The organism is Actinokineospora alba (genome assembly GCF_004362515.1).
Lineage (GTDB): Bacteria > Actinomycetota > Actinomycetes > Mycobacteriales > Pseudonocardiaceae > Actinokineospora > Actinokineospora alba.
Genome location: NZ_SNXU01000001.1, coordinates 3,408,267 through 3,425,345, shown reverse-complemented (window position 1 = coordinate 3,425,345; position 17,079 = coordinate 3,408,267). Strand labels below are relative to the sequence as shown.

Sequence of the window (17,079 nt, the reverse complement as noted above, 5' to 3'; positions counted from 1 at the left end):
TTGGCCCGGTGGGCCACCCGCACTGGCAGTACTTGGCCTGGCATGCCTCGGCAGCGTGGCCCGGCTTGGCCCTGGCCGGCTTCCGGACAGCGAGAGCCGGCGCCATCGGGGTGCGACGAGGCATGCGCGTCGGCGTTGTCGGGCGCGCTAGGGCGCGGTGACCGTCAACCGCCCTCAACCGCTGCAGTGGCGGGGAAGTTGTCCTTGAGGAATCGGTCCATGGCGGTCCGGGAGATCTGTGTCCCCCAGCCGTTCCAGTGGGAGTCGTATACGTGTTCGCCCCACGGGATGGTGATCAGCTCGTGTTCCACCCCGGCCCGGGCCAGTTTCTCGGCCAGGTCAGCCGATCCCTGGTGGGGCACGATGTGGTCCCGGTCGCCGTGCATGAGCAGGGTGGGCGGCAGGCCCGGGCGCACATAGGTGTCCGCGGACGCGAACCGGTAGCGCTCAGGGGCCTGGTGCGGCGTTCCGCCGGTGTAGTTCTCGATCCACGGGCGCAGTGCCGAGGCGTACCCGGTGTGGTCCCAGGTGGTGGTGAGGCTGACCGCCGGGTAGAACGCCATGACCGCGGTCACCGCCGTGTCCTGTGCCGCACAGCTCGGGGTGACCCGCCCATCGGCGTAGGCGCCCAGCAGAGCCAAGTTGCCGCCTGCGGAGCCGCCGGCGATCATGACCCGGGTCGGGTCCACCTGGTAGCGCGCGGCGTGGGTCTTGACCCATCCGATGGCGCACTTCACGTCGCCCGGGGCCTGGTCCCATCGGGCGGGCGGGGCCAGTCGGTAGTCGATCGAGAAGACCGCGTAACCCTTGTCGTTGAGCCAGTTGTGCCACTGCGCGGCTTCCGTGCGGTCGCCCGCGTTCCACCCTCCGCCGTGCACCCACACCACTGCGGGGCGAGGCCCCGACGCCGAGCCGGCGGGCACCTTCACATCCAGCTTGAGCGCCTGCCCATCGACCTCGTTGTAGACCACGGTCACCGCGTCGACCGGTTTGCCGGTGTTCTCGCCGCCTTCGAAGTAGTCCCCGAGGGACAGGTCCGCGCCGTAGCGGTCGGCGGCCCGGTAGGTGGCCACCAGCGGGACGCAGATCGCCACCGTGGCCGCCAAAGCCACCACACCTGTGACCGCGCCGACCTTCCGCGCGCCCACCCGGAAAGCCACCCAAGCCAACGCGACACCGATCATCCCGAGCGGCACGACGTGAACGCCCTTGTTGCTCACAATCTCCGAGACCCGCACCAACGACTCCGGTATCGACGCGGAGACGATCACGAACGCCACGATCGCCAGCAACACCGCGACGACGACGGCGAGCACGGCCGCCACGACCCGACGGGTCGTCACGGGCTTGCTCCGGGAATCCTGGGTCACGCCCGAAGTCTCACGCGCCGATCGGAAACCGTCCACCCGACGTCCCGGCCACGGGGAGTCCGACCAGCTGCCGGAGCAACCCCCGAACCACGGAAACCCGCTCATACAAGAAGAAGTGCCCTCCTTCGACAGCCGCGTGCGTGAAGCCCGCCGCCGCGTATCGCGCCCACTCAAGCCCCAATGCAGGCGAGGCCAACGGGTCATCCACCCCATGCCAGGCGACCAGGGGCACCGACACGGCCTCAGCAGGCCCCGAATAGCCCACGATCAACTCAAGGTCCGCCCGCAACGCGGGCATGAACAGCCCACGCAGCGGCGACTTCCGCAGCAGCGGATTCACCGCGCCCATCGACGCCAGCGCGTCGATCAGGCGGTCGTCGTCCAGTGACAGCAGCGGCGCGAACACCCGCGACGACGACCGGTGCGGCGGCCGCGACCCCGCCACCACGGCGAACTCCGGCGCGGGCAGCCCCGAGTCGGCTATCCGCTTGGCGATCTCGAACGCCAGCAGCCCACCAAGGCTGTGCCCCACCAGCGCGTACCGCCCCGGCGCGGCGATCGAGTGCGCCAGGTCCGCCGCCACCTCCACCAGCGAGCCGGCGCGGCCACGGACGTCGACCGCGTCCACCGCGAACTCCGGGCCCAGGCCCGCCACCCACGGCTTGAAGGTCGCCGCCGACCCGCCCGCCGGGGGCAGGCAGACGAGTCGGAACGGCGGGTCAGTGGCCGAGGACATCGCGCAGGGCCGTGACTCGGTCGGTGCGCTCCCACGGCAGGTCGAGGTCGGGTCGGCCGAAGTGGCCGTAGGCCGCGGTCTGCGCGTAGATCGGCCGCAGCAGGTCCAGGTCGCGGATGATCGCACCGGGGCGCAGGTCGAACACCTCGCGGATCGCGGACTGGATCCTCGCCGGGTCGACGGTCTCGGTCCCGAACGTCTCGACGAACAGCCCGACCGGCGCCGCTTTGCCGATGGCGTAGGCGACCTGCACCTCGACCCGCGAAGCCAGGCCCGCGGCCACGGCGTTCTTCGCGACCCAGCGCATCGCGTACGCCGCCGAGCGGTCGACCTTCGACGGGTCCTTGCCGGAGAACGCGCCGCCGCCGTGCCGCGCCATGCCGCCGTAGGTGTCCACGATGATCTTGCGTCCGGTGAGGCCCGCGTCGCCCATCGGGCCGCCGATGACGAACCGGCCGGTGGGGTTGACCAGCAGCCGCATGCCCGCGCTGTCGAGCCCCAGGGCCGCGAGTTCGGGGTCGACCACGTGCTCCTGGACGTCGGGGCCGAGCAGGCCCGTGAGGCTGACTCCCTCGGCGTGCTGGGACGACACGACGACGGTGTCGACGCGGACCGGCCGGTCGCCCTCGTAGTCGATGGTGACCTGGGTCTTCCCGTCGGGCCGCAGGTACGGCATGACACCGGACTTGCGCACCGCGGTCAGCCGCAGCGCCAGCCGGTGGGCCAGGGCGATCGGCAGCGGCATCAGCTCCGGCGTGTCGGTGCACGCGTAGCCGAACATCAGGCCCTGGTCGCCCGCGCCCTGCCTGCCGATCTCGTCGTCATCGTCGGCCGCGTCGGCGCGGACCTCGTGGGCGGTGTCGACGCCGCGCGCGATGTCCGGGGACTGGGCGCCGATGGCCACGTTCACCCCGCACGACCGGCCGTCGAACCCCTTGGCCGACGAGTCGTAGCCGATGTCCAGGATGCGGTCGCGGACGATGCCCGGGATGTCGGCGTAGGCCTCCGTCGTGACCTCGCCGACGACGTGGACCTGGCCGGTCGTCACCATGGTCTCCACGGCCACCCTGGACACGGGGTCCTTGGCGAGCATGGCGTCGAGGACCGCGTCGCTGATGGCGTCGCAGATCTTGTCCGGGTGGCCCTCCGTCACCGATTCGGAGGTGAACAACCGGCTGGCTGGCGCGCTCATCGTGAGGTCCCTTCCATGGCGAGTTTCCGGGCGTTGTCGAACTCGTCGAGCCAGTCGGCGACGCTGGGGGCGCGCAGCAGGGCGGTGCCGACGAGCAGGCCCGCGTAGCCGATGCCGAGCAGCCCGGTGGCGGTCCGCGGGGTGTCGATGCCGCTGGCGCTCACCGGCGCCAAGGTGCCGGCGCCGAGCAACGCGGGGAGCATCCGTTCGCTGCGGCTGAGGTCGGCGGTGTCGCGTTCGGCGATCTTGATGTCCTTGTTGTTGACGGCGATGACGCAGTCCGCCGGGTGGACGATTGTGTCCACTTCGGACTCGTCGGTGACCTCGACGAACGGGGTCAGCTCCAGCGACAGCGCCGCGTCGATCAGGTTGGCCAGGCTGGACTTGCTGAGCAGGCCCGCCGTGAGCAGCACGGCCGACGCGCCGCCCGCGCGGGCGCGCTTGAGATGTTCGGTGCGGGTGATGAAGTCCTTCTGCAGCACCGGTTTGTCCGTCAGGTCGGCGACTTCGCGGAGCAGGTCGGGGGTTCCGCCGAACCAGTGGCCGGTGACGACGGAGACGCAGGCCGCGTCCGCGAGCTCGTAGGCCGCGACGACCTCGGCGACCGAGCGGCCGCCCATCAGGTCCGCGCCGTGCGGATCGCGGCGTTTGACCTCCATGATCAAAGGGCGGGCCGCCGTCACCAGGGTGTCGATGAACCGGCTCATCCGACCACCTCCCGAGCCCGTTTCGTACCCCACCCGACCGCGATGGCCGCGACCGCGTTCGCGTCGAACTGGCCACGTTCGTCACGCGCGGCCGTGTCCACGTCGATGCCGAGGAAGCCGGGCTGCGCGGTCAGCCACGGGTAGTCGACTCGGTTGCCCGCGGTGATGCCGCCCGCGAGCAGGAACTGCCGGTTCAGCCGCGGGACCAGGTCGGCCACGGCGGCCTCGGGCAACCGCACCCCGGTGCTGCCGACCCGACCGTCCGCGCCGACCCGGTCGAACAGGAACACGTCGGTCCCCGCGCGTTCGTAGGCCGGGATCAGGCGTCGCTCGACGCAGCCGTCGTCGGCGAGATGGAGGACCTTCACGATCGTCACTCCACTTGGCACAGACTCCCGAAGCGCGCGGACGACCGACGGGGATTGGTACGCGTGCAGTTGCACCCACTCGATTCCCGTGCGCTCCAACACTTCCGCCAGACGTTCGGGATCGCTCAGGAACGTCACCAGCATCGGCCGTGACACACCGGTCGAGCGTGCGGCGGCGGCAAGCTCGGCGGTCCGGTCGAGCGAGAGTTCGGCGCGCCCGCCCGGCACACCGTGCCAGAGTCCGACGAGGTCGGCGCCAGCGGCTGCGAGCAGGTCGACCTCGTCGGTCGTGGTCGCGCCGCAGATCTTGAGCAGGCCGGCGTTCATAGGCCCATCATCGCCGCGACTCGGTTGTACTGGATTTCCGTTGTGCCGGAATAGATCGTGCCCGCGACCGCGTTGCGCACGTCCTTCTCCAACCCGGTCTCGGCCATGTAGCCGTGGCCGCCGAAGATCTGCACCGCGGTCAGGCTGGAGGCGAGGTTTCCCTCGCTGGTCAGCAGTTTGGCGATCGCCAGATCGGTGGTGACGTTGTGGCCCGCGACCAGCCGCTCGGCGGTGTCGTAGAGCCATTTGCGGGCGGTGGCGACCCGGATGCGCATGTCGACGAGCTTGTTCGCGATGGCCTGGTTGGACCCGATGGCCTGGCCGAACTGCTTGCGGGACTTGGCGTAGGCCAGGCAGCGGTTGAGCCGGTGGCGCATCTCCCCCACGTTGACGATGAAGGAGAACAGGATCTCGCGCTTCATCACGTGGTCGAGCACCAGGAACCCGCCACCCACCCGACCGAGCACCTGGGTGGCGGGGATCCGGCAGTCGTCGAAGAACAGCTCGCTGATCGGCGAGGTGCGCAAACCCATCTTCTTCATGGGTCTGCCCACGCTCAGACCGGGGGTGTCCCGGTCCACGAGCAGCGCGGTGATGCCGAGCGGACCAGCGTTGTGGCGGGTCTTCGCGTAGACGACGATGACGTCGGCGATCGGTCCGTTGCTCACGAAAGTCTTGCTGCCGTTGAGAACGAACACGTCTCCGTCGCGTCGCGCCGTGGTGAGCATGTTCAGCGCGTCCGACCCGCCTTCGGATTCGGTGATCGCGTGGGCGCCGATCAGCTCACCGGAACAGATACCCGGCAGGTAGCGGCTCCGCTGCTCCACGGTGCCGAAGGCCTCCAGGGGCACACCGGTGCTGGCCATGCTGGTGGTCACGCAGAAACTCAGGCCGCCGTCGCGGTTGCCCTCGCCCAGCGCCTCCAGCACGCCCATGGTGGTGATCAGGTCCTGGCCGAGCCCGCCCCACTGTTCATCGAACGGCAGGCCGAGGATGCCCGACTGGCGTACCAGTTTCCAACAGTCCCAGGAGAACTCGCCTGCCTCGTCTCGTTCCACGTGGTCGGCGCTGAGCGCCGCACACCACTGCGCCAGTCCCGCGCGCAGTGCGGTCTGATCGGCGTTCCACTCGATCACCGCGACACCGCCTTCGGTCAGTAGTGGGAGAAACCGGCCCCGTCGAGGCTGTGCACCTCGTCGCCGCGCAGGGCGGGCGAGAACACGCACACCAGTCGCAGGTCCTCATGCGGACTGGCGATCAGGAAATGCGCGTCGTGCTTGTCGAGCGCGTAGAGGACACCCGGGGTGATCGGGTGCGAAGTGCCTTCCATGTCGACGACCTCGCCCGACCCCTCGACGCAGTAGCACGCCTCGAGGTGGTTGCGGTACTCCAGCCGGGACTTGGTGCCCGCGCGGACGATGGTGTCGGTCAGGGTGTAGCCCATGCCGTCGGACTCGACGAGGAAGCGCCTGCTCAGGCCGTTGCCCCAGTCGACGGTGCGGACGTCAGCGAGCTCACGGATGATCATCATGTACTCCCTGTGCTGAGGGTGATGGTGGATGGGCGGAGGGACCGGGCGAACCCGCCGAAGTCGGCGACCACGTCCCGGCCGCGCGCCAAGGCGCTCTCCACCACGGCGACCCCGGCGGACCCGACGATGACCGCGTCGGCCCCGCACCGGTGGATCGCCTCGACGTCGTCGCGGGTGCGAACGCCGAAGCCGACCGCGATCGGCGCCGAGGCCGTCGCGCGCAGGCGGGCGACGGTGCCTGCCAGCTCGGCGTAGCCCGCCGCGGGCGCGGAACCGCTGCGCCCGTAGTGGGCCACCAGGTACACGTAGGCCGTCGCCTTCGCCGCGGCCTCGGCCAGCACCTCCGGGGAGGAGACCCGGTGGTAGCAGGTGGTCACGATGGGCAGCGCATGGGTGGCTTGGTAGTACTCGGCCCTGAGCCTCGGTGGGAGGCCGTGCACCAACAGGCCGTCGACACCGGCGGCGGCGACCTCATCGGCCACTGTGGACAGTGGACGGCGCTTGAGGGAGTGGCTCCAGTCGACCAGCAGCGCAATCCGCAGCCTGCGCAGACTCGGGCGGACCCTAGCGATGAAGGCGAGGGTGGCGTCGAGGTCGACACCTTGGGCCAGGGCGCGGTCGGCGGAGGCGCGAACGGTGGGGCCATCGGTGACGGAACCGGGAAAGGGGACCGCCAGCTCCAGACAGTCCACACCGGACTCGTCAAGCATGACGACGAGATCGGCGAGGACGTCGAGCGGCGGATCACCGGCGTTGAGGAAGAGCGCGAGACCGGGGACACCTGCGGGCCGCTGACCGAAGAACGGCCCGACAAGACTTGCCGAAGCACCGGCACCACCTGCGAAAACAGCTACTTCAGGCCCAGAACCTCGGGCATCGCCCACCCACGCGCAGCCCCCACCCTGTCCCGGGGGGACGGCCCTTGGCCAGTCTATCGGGGGTGGAGGGGTGGTGGAAGGGTGTGCGGAATGCTGTGGATGCCTTGGTGGGGTTGGGGATAACTCAGGCACTGGGCACCGCCGCGGTGGTAGTGCGAGCAGGAAGCCGGGGACAGGTCATTTCAGCCACGGAGCACCGCCGTGGCGGTGCGGAGGCGGTCGGCCAGGGAGCGGGCGGCGCCGTCGTGGATGGCGGTTTCCGCGGCCTTGTACGCCTCCGGCCAGGTGGGATGCCTGCCGCCTGCGACGGCCAAGGCGGCGGCGTTCAGACAGACCGCCTCCGTGGCGGCGGCGCCTGCCTTGCCCGCCAGGACGTCGAGGAAGTGGGTGGTCACCTCGGTCGCCGGTGCCAGGTCGGCCAAGCCACCGGTTCCGGCCGCCAGCACCCCGGGCGACAGGCTGATGGGACCCGTGCCGTCGTTGGGGTGGATGACGTTGTGGGCGAAGCCGAGCAGTTCGTCGGCGCCCTGGTCGTTGGCGCAGAGCCAGATTCGGCGGTCGTGCAGGACGGCCGACAGCTCTCGGAGGCGGGCCAGTGGGGCGGCCGCGGACACACCCGTCACCTGGGCGGTCACCGGGACCGCGGCCAGGAACGGCCCGATGGCGTTGAGGAAGCGGCCGAAGGGGCGCATCGCCAGGGGCACCAGGGTTCGGGCCATCCGGGTGAGCGCGAGCGGGTAGACGTACGGGCCGGTGAAGGCGATGCCGAACCGGCCCAAGGCGTCGACTGTTTCCGCCGGGGACTTGGTCAGCCGCACCCCCAGCCGTTCCAGCAGGTCGATCGACCCGACCGCGCCCGTGTAGGCCCGCGAACCGGTCTTCACCACCGGCACCCCCATCGCCGCGGCGGTGAACGCCGCGGCGGTGGAGATGTTGAAGGTGCCGGGGCCGCCGCCGGTGCCGACGATGTTGACCGCGCCCGCCAGGACCGGCTCGGCGGGCCGGCGCAGCGAGACCACCAAGGCGACGAGTGTGTCCCGGTCGGGCAGCTCCGCGCACAGGGTGGCGAGCAGGGCGGCGATCTCGGCCCGGTCGAGCTCGCCCGCGTCCAGGCGCTCCCACAGCCCGCGCCAGGCGGGGACGTCGACCGAGCCCCGCCCGCGCAGCAGGGTCGTGATCACCTCGTGCATGGTCAGGCACCCACCGCGGGCCCGACGCGCGCGGTGTCGACGAAGCGGTCGATGGCGCTGACGCTGCGGAAGTTGTCGGGGTCGAGGTCCTCGTCGCCGATCGGGACGCTGAACCGGTCCTCGACCCAGGCGATGAGCTTGAGCAGGCCCAGGCTGTCGATCACACCCCCGGCGAGCAGGTCGTAGTCCACCTGCAGGGACGCGGCGGCGACGTCGGGCAGGAACTCCTCGATGATGAACGCCTTGATCGCGGCGACGTTGCTCATGACACCCTTCTTTCCACTGTGGACTGGGGACGGCCGCCGACCGCGGTGCGGTCGACCTTTCCGGTGGCGGTCTTGGGGAGCGGGTCGTCGGCGATGCGCAGGGTCGACGGGATCGCCGCCCGCGGCAGGGTGCGCACGCAGTGCTCGCGCAGCACAACGCTGTCCAGGCGGCTGCCGGGCGCGCGGTGGACGGCGGCGGCGAGCTTGAGGCCCGCCACCGGGTCGGGCACCGCGGCGACGGCCGCCTCCAGCACGTCTGGGTGTTCGAGCAGGGCGTGTTCGACCTCGGCGGTGTTGACCGCGACCCCGCGCACCTTCACCTGGAAGTCCGCGCGCCCCACCAGGAACAGCCTGCCGTCGACCCCGCGGCGCACCAGGTCGCCGGTGCGGAAGTACCGGCGGTCGTTGGCGCCCGTGGGATGTCCGGCGAACTTGCCGGTGTGCCGGGTCCGATCCAGGTACCCCTCGGTCTGGAACGGTGTGGAGACCCACAACTCGCCCGTTCCGGACCCCCGTACCACTTCGCCGTCGTCGACCAGCAGTGCGCTTACGCCGGGCAGCGGGTCGCCGATCGAGATCGGCGACGAGTCCACATCGGACATGAGGCTGTCATTGGTCTCTGTGCAGCCGTAGATGTTGCGCAGCCGGGCCTTGGGGAACAGCGCGGGCATCCCGGCCAGCACGTGTTCCGGGGTCGCGTCGCCGGTGAGCATCACGTGCTCGACACTGTCGAAGCCACCCGCGCCCGCGGCCATCAGCAGCGCGAAGAACATCGGGACGGCCTGGACGACGTGCGGCCGGTTCGAGCGCAGCACCTCGGCGAGGTGGCGGCCGTTGGCGGCGCGCGCCGGGTCGACGAGGACCACCCGGCCGCCCGCGGCCAGCGTCGTCCACACGTCGAGCAGGCACAGGTCGAAGTTCAGCGGCGCGACACTCAGCACCGACCGACCCGGCCCGATGCCGAAGGTCGGCGCCGCCCAGTCGGCGAACCGAGCCATGGCCTGGCCGCCCAGCGGGACGATCTTCGGCAGGCCAGTCGACCCCGACGTCGTCAAGAGTAAGGCCGTGTCGGCGGGAATATCCGGGTGAGCCGAGGCCGTGATGGACACCCGCGGCACCTGCCCCAGCGGGGCCACCACGGTCGCGCACCCGGCCTGGGTGAACAGCGTGGTGAGCACCGAGTCGGCGAGCGCCGGCGAGGGCAGCAGGACCGGTCGCCGCGCGAGCAAACCCGCCAGCACCAGCGCCACCGCCTCGGGCGACTTCTCCGCGAGCACCCCGACCGGCACGCCCGGCGCGAGGCCGAGACCGTCGAGCCGCGCGCGTTCGGCGGCGGCCATCGCGGAGAGCTCGCCGTAGGTGATCTCGGTGTCGTGCCACACCAGGGCGGGCGCGTCAGGTCGGCAGCGAGCCTGCCGGGCGAACCCGTCGGCGAGGCTCTCGATGTTCGGCTCAGCCATCGCGGTCACCGGAGATCTCCACCCAGCCCGCCTTGAACGCCAGGCCGCGCGGGGACTTGCAGGTGAACTTCACGACCGGGCCGCCGTCGGTCACGTAGGTGATCTCCAGCGGTTCCTCGGGCAGGACCGGCGCGGAGAACCGGACACCCAGGCCGCCGATCCGGGACGCGTCGCCGCCCGCGTACCGGTCGATCACGTCCTCGGAGATCAGCGCGAGCACGCTCATGCCGTGCGCGATCACCCCGGGGAACCCGGCGGCGGTCGCGGCCGCTTCGTCGAGGTGGATCGGGTTGTGGTCGCCGGAGACGTCGGCGTAGGCGCGCACGGTCTCCGCCGGGATCACACAGGTGACCGACGTCCGCTCACTCGGCCCCGGCCCCGCGGCCAACTCGGTCGCGGGCGGCAGATCGCCGAACGGCTCAGGACCGGTCGCGCCCACCAACAGCGCGCCCGTGATCAGCTCGGCCACCACCGCGCCGCCGTCGCCGACGACGACACCGCGGATCGCCAGCCGGACCCCGCGCGGCTCCCGGCGCGCGGCCGCCACGACGACGTCGATGCCGACCCGCTCCCCCGGCTGCACCAGCCTGCGCACCCGCAGTTCCTGGCTCAGGTGCACGTTCGCCGCGCGGGCCTCGCCCGCCGGGGTGAGCTGCCCGATGATCTGGTCGAACGTGGGCATCGCGAGCACGAACGGGTACACCGGCGACGCCTGCGGAACCCCCGCGGGCAACGGGGACCCGATCGCCGAGCGCAGCACGTCGCGGTACGCGGCGAGTTCGGCGGCGGTGACGGCACACAGGTCGCTGGCGCCGAACCGGGTCGGCGCGGCGGTCACGGGGTCACCACCAGACAGGCGTTGTGGCCGCCGAAGCCGAAGGAGTTCGACAGCGCGGGACCACTGGCCACCGCGCGTGGCTTTCCGTGCACCAGGTCGATGTCCATGCCGGGCTCGATTCGTTCGTGGTTGGCGGTCGGGGGGACGGTCCGGGCGGCCATGGCGAGGATCGTGGCGATCAACTCGACCGTCCCGGCGGCGCCGATGAGGTGGCCGGTGACGCCCTTGGTCGCCGTCACCGGGGGCACGCGGGACCCGAAGACCTTGGCCAGGGCGTTCGCCTCGGCCCGGTCGTTGTGCGGGGTCGACGTGCCGTGCGCGTTGACATGCACGATGTCGGCGGGCGTGAGGCCCGCGTCGGCGATGGCCGCCGACATCGCCGCGCTCGCCCCCGCGCCGTCGGGCAGCGGCATCGCCAAGTGGTGGGCGTCGGAGGTGGCGGCGTAGCCCGCGAGGTCGGCGTAGGTCCGGGCGCCTCTGGCGTCGGCGTCGGCGCGCCGTTCGATGACGACGAACCCGGCGCCCTCCCCCATGACGAACCCGTCGCGGTCGACGTCGAAGGGCCTGCAGGCGCGTCCGGGGTCGTCGTTGCGGGTGGACATGGCGTTGAGGTTGGCGAAACCGGCGAGGCTGACCGGGGTCAGCGTCGACTCGCAGCCGCCCGCGATCGCCACGTCCACCTGCCCGGAACGCACCATCGCCGCCGCCAGGCCGACGGCGTCGACACCGCTGGCGCAGGTGGTGGAGACGGTGAGCGACGGGCCGAGCCAGCCCAGCCGCATCGCGATCAGCGCGGCGGCCGAGTTGGGCATGGTGACCAGCGGCATGAGCGGGTTGACCTGCCGCGGGCCGCCGAGGAAGTAGTTGCGGCTCTCCTCGTCGCTGGTCCACCGGCCGCCGACCGCGGTGCCCACGACGATCGCCGTGCGCGCCGGGTCCGGCGCGGGGGTGCCCGCGTGCTGGTGGGCGGCGAGCGCGGCGGCCAGGCCGAAGCGGGCGAACGGGTCCATCCGGCGGGCTTCCTTGCGGTTGAGCAGGCCCGTCTCGTCGAGCCCGTCGACCCGGCAGCCGAACCGGGTGCCGTGCCCGCTGAGGTCGAAGTGGTCCAGTGGTTTCGCCGTCGAACGGCCCGCGAGCACGGTCGACCAGAACCGGTCGAGGTCGCACCCCGCGGGGGTCACCACGCCCATGCCGGTGACGGACACCTGAGTCGAGGAGGCCATCGCGGGCTCAGCCCGGGATGAGCCCGCACTGGCGGGCCGCGGTCAGGAAGGCGTCGGCGGCGACGTCGATGTCCTCGGCGGAGTGCCGGGCGGTCACCGCGATCCGCAAGCGCGCCAACGTGTTCGGCACCGCGGGTGACACCACGGGCAGGCCGACGACACCGGCCTTGCGGCACGCGGTGGCGTAGTCGTAGGCCAGTTCGTCCGAACCGGCGACCAGCGGGATCACCGCGGTCTCGCTGTCGAGGGTGCGCATGCCCGCGTCGGTCACGATCTTGCGCAGCCGGGCGGACTCGCGCTGGATGTGGGTGACCCGCTCGGGTTCGCGGTCGAGGATGCGCAGCGACTCCAGCGCAGCGCCCGCCTGGGCGGGCGGCAGGGCCGCGGAGAACAGGAACGGCCGGGCGTTGTACTTGAGGAACAGCGCCAACTCGGGGGTGCAGGCGACCCAGCCGCCGGTCGACGGGATGCCCTTGGACAGGGTGCCCACCTTGATGTCGACCTTGACCTTGAAGTCGAAGTGCTCCTCGATGCCGCGGCCGGTCGCGCCGATGACACCGATGGCGTGCGCCTCGTCGACCATCAGCAGCGCCTCGTGCCGGTCGCACACCTCGCGCAGCTCGGGCAGCGGGGCGATGTCGCCGTCCATCGAGTAGACGCTGTCGACGATCACCAGCCGCACCCCGCCCGGGGCGGCGTCGGAGAGCCTGCGGTCGAGGTGGTCGGCGTCGTTGTGCCGGAACCGGGTGACGGTGGCGCCGCTGAGCTGGCAGCCGTCGACGATGCTGGCGTGGTCGTACTTGTCGATGAAGACGGTGTCGCCGGGGCCGACGAGCGCGGCGACGGTGCCGACGTTGGCGGCGTAGCCGGAGCCGAAGACCAGGGCGGTCTCGCGGTCGAGGAACTTCGCGACCTCGGCTTCGAGCTCCTCGTGCAGCGGGGTCGACCCGGCCAGGGCCCGGACGCCGTGCGCGCCGGTCCCGTAAGTGTCCACAGCGGACTGCGCGGCGGCCACGACGCGCTCGTCGCCGGAGAGGCCGAGGTAGCTGTAGCCCGACATCATCAGCAGCCGCTCGCCGTGGAGGTCGACGTAGGGGCTCTCGCGCTCGGGGGTGTAGGGCATGAAGCTGTTGCGTCGATCCGGTTCGGACTCGAGTTGCCCGAGTCGGAGTGCGATCGCGGCCAGTTTCGGCTCCAGTCGTCGCCATGCTGCAGAAGCGCTCACGTGCGTCTCCTCATTCCGCGTATCTCCGGCGAATGCCGTTCCGGCCTTTTACTCGCCTATTCCGACGTGCGACTTTCCGGTTGGGACGATTTCTACGGCAGGCCGCGCAAGCGGAGCGCAACAGCCGGTTGCGGGAGCGCTCGATCGACGCTCTCGCAGGGGATTGAGCTCCGCGTGGGGCGGGTCCATACGCGAGGGTGTTCGCCTGTTCAGCGCAACGCGATACTCCGAGGAGTTGTCCACATTGTTCACCGGAGCGGTCCTTGACACTTCGATCCCGACCGCATGTAGAGTTTCTCCACGAGTGATCGACAGGCGGGGTAAGGGAGTCAATTCACTCGACTATTCGTTTGTGCGGGGCCGCCGAGGCGGGGAGAGCGCGCATGCTGATCCGATTAATCGGACTGGTCGCGATCGAAGAGCACGACAAGCCGCCGAGGCGGCTCTCCAGCGCGCAGACGCAGGTCGCGTTCGCCCGGCTGGTCATGGAGCGCGCCACCGGCACGGACCGCGACCAGCTCGCCGACACGCTCTGGCCCGACGGGCTGCCCGACACGTGGGCGTCGGCGCTGCGCAGCGTGGTGAGCCGGGTGCGGACGTTCGTCTCGCGCGGCGGTGACGACGCGGCGCTCGTCGCGCAGGGCAGGCGCTACCTGCTGCGCATCCCCGAGGAAGCCACCGTCGACTTGGAGTGCGCCGAACGCGCGGTCGGGGCGGCGGTCGGCGCGTTGGAGCGCGGCGCTTACGCCGAGTCCCGGCACTGCGCCGAGGATGCCTTGGCCTACCTGGGTGAGCCGTTCCTGCCGCACCACGAGGGCGAGTGGGTCGAGGGGGTCCGCGACCACGTCGACGGGCTGCTCTGCTCGGCGTTGGAGACCGCGAGCGCCGCCGCCGCCGCGCTGGGCGCCGACCGCGACGCGGTCCGGTTCGCCGACGAGGCCGTGCGCCGGGCGCCGCTGAGCGAGAGCGCGCACCGGTGTCTGATGACCGCGCACGCGGCGGGCGGCAACCGGGCCGAGGCCCTGCGCGCCTACCAGCGGCTGCGCCAGGTGCTGTCCGACGAGTTGGGCATCGACCCGTCGCCGCGGACGCAGGCCGCCTATGTGGAGCTGCTGGGCGGACCGGCGGGCGGGCGGGGCAGGCCGCGCTCGGGTGAGGTCAGCGCGGCGGCGACGCCGTTCAGCGGCAGGCGCGCGGAGTTGGCCGCCTTGGCCGATTCGTGGGCGCGGGCCGAACAAGGCGGGGGCCACTTGGTCCTGGTCACCGGCGAACCCGGAGTCGGCAAGACCCGGTTGGTCACCGAAGCGGCGCGGCGGATCGGGCGCGCGGGCGGGCTGGTGGTCTACGGGCGCGGCGAACCTGGGGCCACCAACCCCTATCAGCCGGTGGTGCAGGCGCTCGCGGACTTTGTCGCGGCCACCCCGGCCGAGTCGCTGCCGCTGCTCGGCGCGGGCCCGCAGCAGACCCTGCGGTCGCTGCTGTCCGGGTCGGCTGAGCTCGGCGCGCTCACCGAGTTGCTCGTCGCGATGGCGCGGGAGCCGGTGTGCCTGGTGCTCGACGACCTCGACCTGGCCGACGAGGACACGTTCCTGTTGCTGCGCAGGGTGTTCCGGCTCAGCGGCCCGGACTGCTCGATGCTCGTCATGGCGACCGCCGGGAGCCGGGCCGCGCACCGCCGGTCCGCCCACACCGACTTCGTGCACGACCTCGACAGCTCCGGGCTGCTGCGCCGGATCACCGTGCCGGGGCTGGAGGAGTCCGATGTCCGCGCGCTGTCGCGGCAGCTGATGGCGAGCGCGCGGGCGGCGGACGCGCCGCCGCCGTACCGGTTGCTGGCCGACACCGCGGGCAACGCGTACCTGACGGTGGAAATGCTGCGCTGGTACCGCGACGGCGCCCCCGAGCCGGGCAGGCGGCTGCCGGTCGGGGTGCACGACTACGCCGACGCGAGCCTGGCCGCCGTAGACGCCGAGCCGCGCAGGCTGCTGCGGGCGGCGGCGGTCGCGGGGTTCAGCTTCGAGCTCGACCTGGCCGCCGACGCCGCGTGCCTCACCGTCGACGAGGCGATGGACGCGCTCGACGCGCTGGTCGGGGCCGGTCTGGTGACCGAGGTGATCGCCACCGGATACGGCGCCAAGCCGGTGCCGAAGTACCGCTACACCCACGACGTGGTCCGGCGCGCGGTCTATGAGCAGCTCAGCGAGACCCGAAGACGGTGGCTGCACGCGCGTCTCGCCGACGCGATCGAGCACCGCCGGGCCGACACCCTCGCCACGCACAGCCGGGCGCTGGCGCACCACCGGTCAGCGGGTGCCGACGCCGACGGCGACACCCGCGCGGTGCAGGCAAGTTGGCATGCCGCGGCGTGGGCGGGCCGCAAGGGCGCGCAGAACGAGGCGGTGCGATTACTGGAGCAGGCGCTCGCGCACGTGCCGGTCACCGACACCGAGCTGCGGGCGGACGCGCTGACCCGGCTGGGGCTGGCCCAGCTGGCCGCCGGACGTGATGACTGCGACCAAACCCTTCTCGACGGGACCATCCAGGCTTTGCACACCCACCGCCTCAACATCGCCGCGCAGGCCGCGCTGGGCCTGGCCGACGCCGTGGGTTCGCGGCCGCGACTGCGCGGCGAGGCCGCGGCGATGATCGATCTCCTGCTCCGCACCGTGGCCGAGGCGCCGCCGCCCAGGGTCGGCACGGTCACCGTCGACGACGTCACGGTGGGGCGGCTGCTGGCCCGGCGGTGCACCCTCACCGCGTCCGTCGCGCCCGATCCGGCGCTGACCCGCGCGCTGCCCGCGATGATCGGGGAGCTGCGGCTGCTGGAAGGTCCGGACCACGTGCGGTGGCGGGCGACGCTGGCCGGGGAGGCGCTGACCGTGGCGGTGTCGGTGGGTGACTCGGCCGCCCGCGTGGCCGCCGCGCACCACCGGGCTTCGACCGCGGAGCTGAGCGGCGACCTCGACGCCCGCGACACCGCGCTCGCGGCGCTCGCCGAGGCGGTCAACGACGGTGTCGGCGACGAGGTGGCCGCCGGTGACGCGCTACTCGCCGAACACGCCGTCGCCGTCGCGGTCACCCACGGCAGGCTGACCGACGCCGCGGCCACGGCCCGGCACGTCGAGTCGCTGCGCGACCGGTCGGGCGCACACGAGATCGTCCCCGCGCCGGGCAGCCTGGCGCACCGGCAGATGCTCATCGCCCGGTGGCTGCGCCACGGCGGCGAACCGATCGCGCCGGAGCAGCCGGTCCCGCACTACGACGGCGCCGAACGCGCGCTCGCCGCGATCCTGCGCGGCGACCGGGGACTGCCGCACCTGACCGTGCGCGCGCTCGCGATCAACGCCGAACCGATGCCCACCGGCGACGAATGGCCGCACGCGGTGGGCGTCCTCGCGCTGTGCGCGGTGGAACTGGGCGACCCGGCGACCGCCGAGGCGGTGCGGAACTTGCTGCTGCCGTACCCGGAGCTGACGTGCGGGGTGGGTTACCGCAGCTTCGTCGGCACCGCGGCGCTGCACTTGGGCAGGCTGGCAGTGGTCACTGGCGACTGGGATGACGCGGAACGGCACCTCTCACTGGCCCTGTCACAGCTCGCGGGCCGCCGGGCCAGGCCGTGGATGGCGGTCGCCCAGCACGCACTCGCCAAGGCCCTGGAGAACCGGGGCAAAGTGGGCGATCACCAGTGCGCACAGGCATTGCGAGCCGAAGCCGACTGGACCCTCGCGAGCCTAGGCCTACGCCGCTCTGCATAATTGGCGCTGGTGG

At 71.9% G+C, this 17,079-nt stretch carries 15 protein-coding genes; 1 reads left to right on the top strand and 14 read right to left on the bottom strand.

Annotation, left to right across the window (positions count from 1 at the left end):
• Nucleotides 1–164: 164 nt before the first annotated feature.
• The 14 genes from C8E96_RS15765 to C8E96_RS15700 all read right to left on the bottom strand — a co-directional run bounded on the left by C8E96_RS15765 (nucleotide 165) and on the right by C8E96_RS15700 (nucleotide 13,311).
• Nucleotides 165–1,370 carry an alpha/beta hydrolase gene (locus C8E96_RS15765; protein WP_228769858.1) on the bottom strand — a complete coding sequence of 402 codons (1,206 nt, stop codon included), beginning with the start codon at nucleotides 1,368–1,370 and terminating at the stop codon, nucleotides 165–167.
• 10 nt (nucleotides 1,371–1,380) lie between these two features.
• On the bottom strand, nucleotides 1,381–2,106 hold the full coding sequence (locus C8E96_RS15760; RefSeq protein WP_091374117.1) for a thioesterase II family protein: 726 nt from the start codon (nucleotides 2,104–2,106) through the stop codon (nucleotides 1,381–1,383).
• Nucleotides 2,090–3,298, bottom strand: a complete 1,209-nt coding sequence (gene metK / locus C8E96_RS15755; RefSeq protein ID WP_143025296.1) for a methionine adenosyltransferase — start codon at nucleotides 3,296–3,298, stop codon at nucleotides 2,090–2,092. Before metK ends, C8E96_RS15760 begins: the two co-directional genes overlap by 17 nt.
• Nucleotides 3,295–4,005 (bottom strand): beta/alpha barrel domain-containing protein, encoded by a 711-nt coding sequence (locus C8E96_RS15750; protein WP_091374114.1) that lies wholly within the window; start codon nucleotides 4,003–4,005, stop codon nucleotides 3,295–3,297. Before C8E96_RS15750 ends, metK begins: the two co-directional genes overlap by 4 nt.
• Nucleotides 4,002–4,700, bottom strand: a complete 699-nt coding sequence (locus tag C8E96_RS15745; protein ID WP_091374111.1) for a phosphoribosylanthranilate isomerase — start codon at nucleotides 4,698–4,700, stop codon at nucleotides 4,002–4,004. The genes C8E96_RS15750 and C8E96_RS15745 overlap by 4 nt, the downstream gene beginning before the upstream one ends.
• Nucleotides 4,697–5,836, bottom strand: coding sequence for an acyl-CoA dehydrogenase family protein (locus C8E96_RS15740; protein WP_091374108.1), 1,140 nt, complete (start codon nucleotides 5,834–5,836; stop codon nucleotides 4,697–4,699). The genes C8E96_RS15745 and C8E96_RS15740 overlap by 4 nt, the downstream gene beginning before the upstream one ends.
• Nucleotides 5,837–5,853: 17 nt before the next feature.
• The gene (locus C8E96_RS15735) at nucleotides 5,854–6,228 is read right to left on the bottom strand and encodes an ectoine synthase (protein ID WP_091374096.1); all 375 of its coding nucleotides are present in this window, start codon (nucleotides 6,226–6,228) and stop codon (nucleotides 5,854–5,856) included.
• Nucleotides 6,228–7,115 (bottom strand): tryptophan synthase subunit alpha, encoded by an 888-nt coding sequence (gene trpA / locus C8E96_RS15730; protein ID WP_091374090.1) that lies wholly within the window; start codon nucleotides 7,113–7,115, stop codon nucleotides 6,228–6,230. Before trpA ends, C8E96_RS15735 begins: the two co-directional genes overlap by 1 nt.
• 176 nt (nucleotides 7,116–7,291) lie before the next feature.
• Nucleotides 7,292–8,299 carry an anthranilate phosphoribosyltransferase gene (locus C8E96_RS15725; RefSeq protein WP_091374089.1) on the bottom strand — a complete coding sequence of 336 codons (1,008 nt, stop codon included), beginning with the start codon at nucleotides 8,297–8,299 and terminating at the stop codon, nucleotides 7,292–7,294.
• A 2-nt stretch (nucleotides 8,300–8,301) separates the two neighbouring features.
• Nucleotides 8,302–8,565 carry a phosphopantetheine-binding protein gene (locus C8E96_RS15720; RefSeq protein ID WP_091374087.1) on the bottom strand — a complete coding sequence of 88 codons (264 nt, stop codon included), beginning with the start codon at nucleotides 8,563–8,565 and terminating at the stop codon, nucleotides 8,302–8,304.
• Complete coding sequence (locus C8E96_RS15715; RefSeq protein WP_091374351.1) at nucleotides 8,562–10,025, bottom strand: AMP-binding protein; 1,464 nt, start codon at nucleotides 10,023–10,025, stop codon at nucleotides 8,562–8,564. The genes C8E96_RS15720 and C8E96_RS15715 overlap by 4 nt, the downstream gene beginning before the upstream one ends.
• Complete coding sequence (locus C8E96_RS15710) at nucleotides 10,018–10,863, bottom strand: MaoC/PaaZ C-terminal domain-containing protein (protein ID WP_091374085.1); 846 nt, start codon at nucleotides 10,861–10,863, stop codon at nucleotides 10,018–10,020. The genes C8E96_RS15715 and C8E96_RS15710 overlap by 8 nt, the downstream gene beginning before the upstream one ends.
• The gene (locus C8E96_RS15705; RefSeq protein ID WP_091374083.1) at nucleotides 10,860–12,086 is read right to left on the bottom strand and encodes a beta-ketoacyl-[acyl-carrier-protein] synthase family protein; all 1,227 of its coding nucleotides are present in this window, start codon (nucleotides 12,084–12,086) and stop codon (nucleotides 10,860–10,862) included. Before C8E96_RS15705 ends, C8E96_RS15710 begins: the two co-directional genes overlap by 4 nt.
• 7 nt (nucleotides 12,087–12,093) lie before the next feature.
• A complete protein-coding gene (locus C8E96_RS15700; RefSeq protein ID WP_091374081.1) occupies nucleotides 12,094–13,311 on the bottom strand; it encodes an aminotransferase class I/II-fold pyridoxal phosphate-dependent enzyme in 1,218 nt (405 codons plus the stop codon).
• Nucleotides 13,312–13,694: 383 nt separating this feature from the next.
• Here C8E96_RS15700 and C8E96_RS15695 point away from each other — a divergent pair, with 383 nt between their 5' ends.
• Nucleotides 13,695–17,066, top strand: coding sequence for an ATP-binding protein (locus C8E96_RS15695; protein ID WP_091374078.1), 3,372 nt, complete (start codon nucleotides 13,695–13,697; stop codon nucleotides 17,064–17,066).
• The last annotated feature ends 13 nt before the right edge of the window (nucleotides 17,067–17,079 follow it).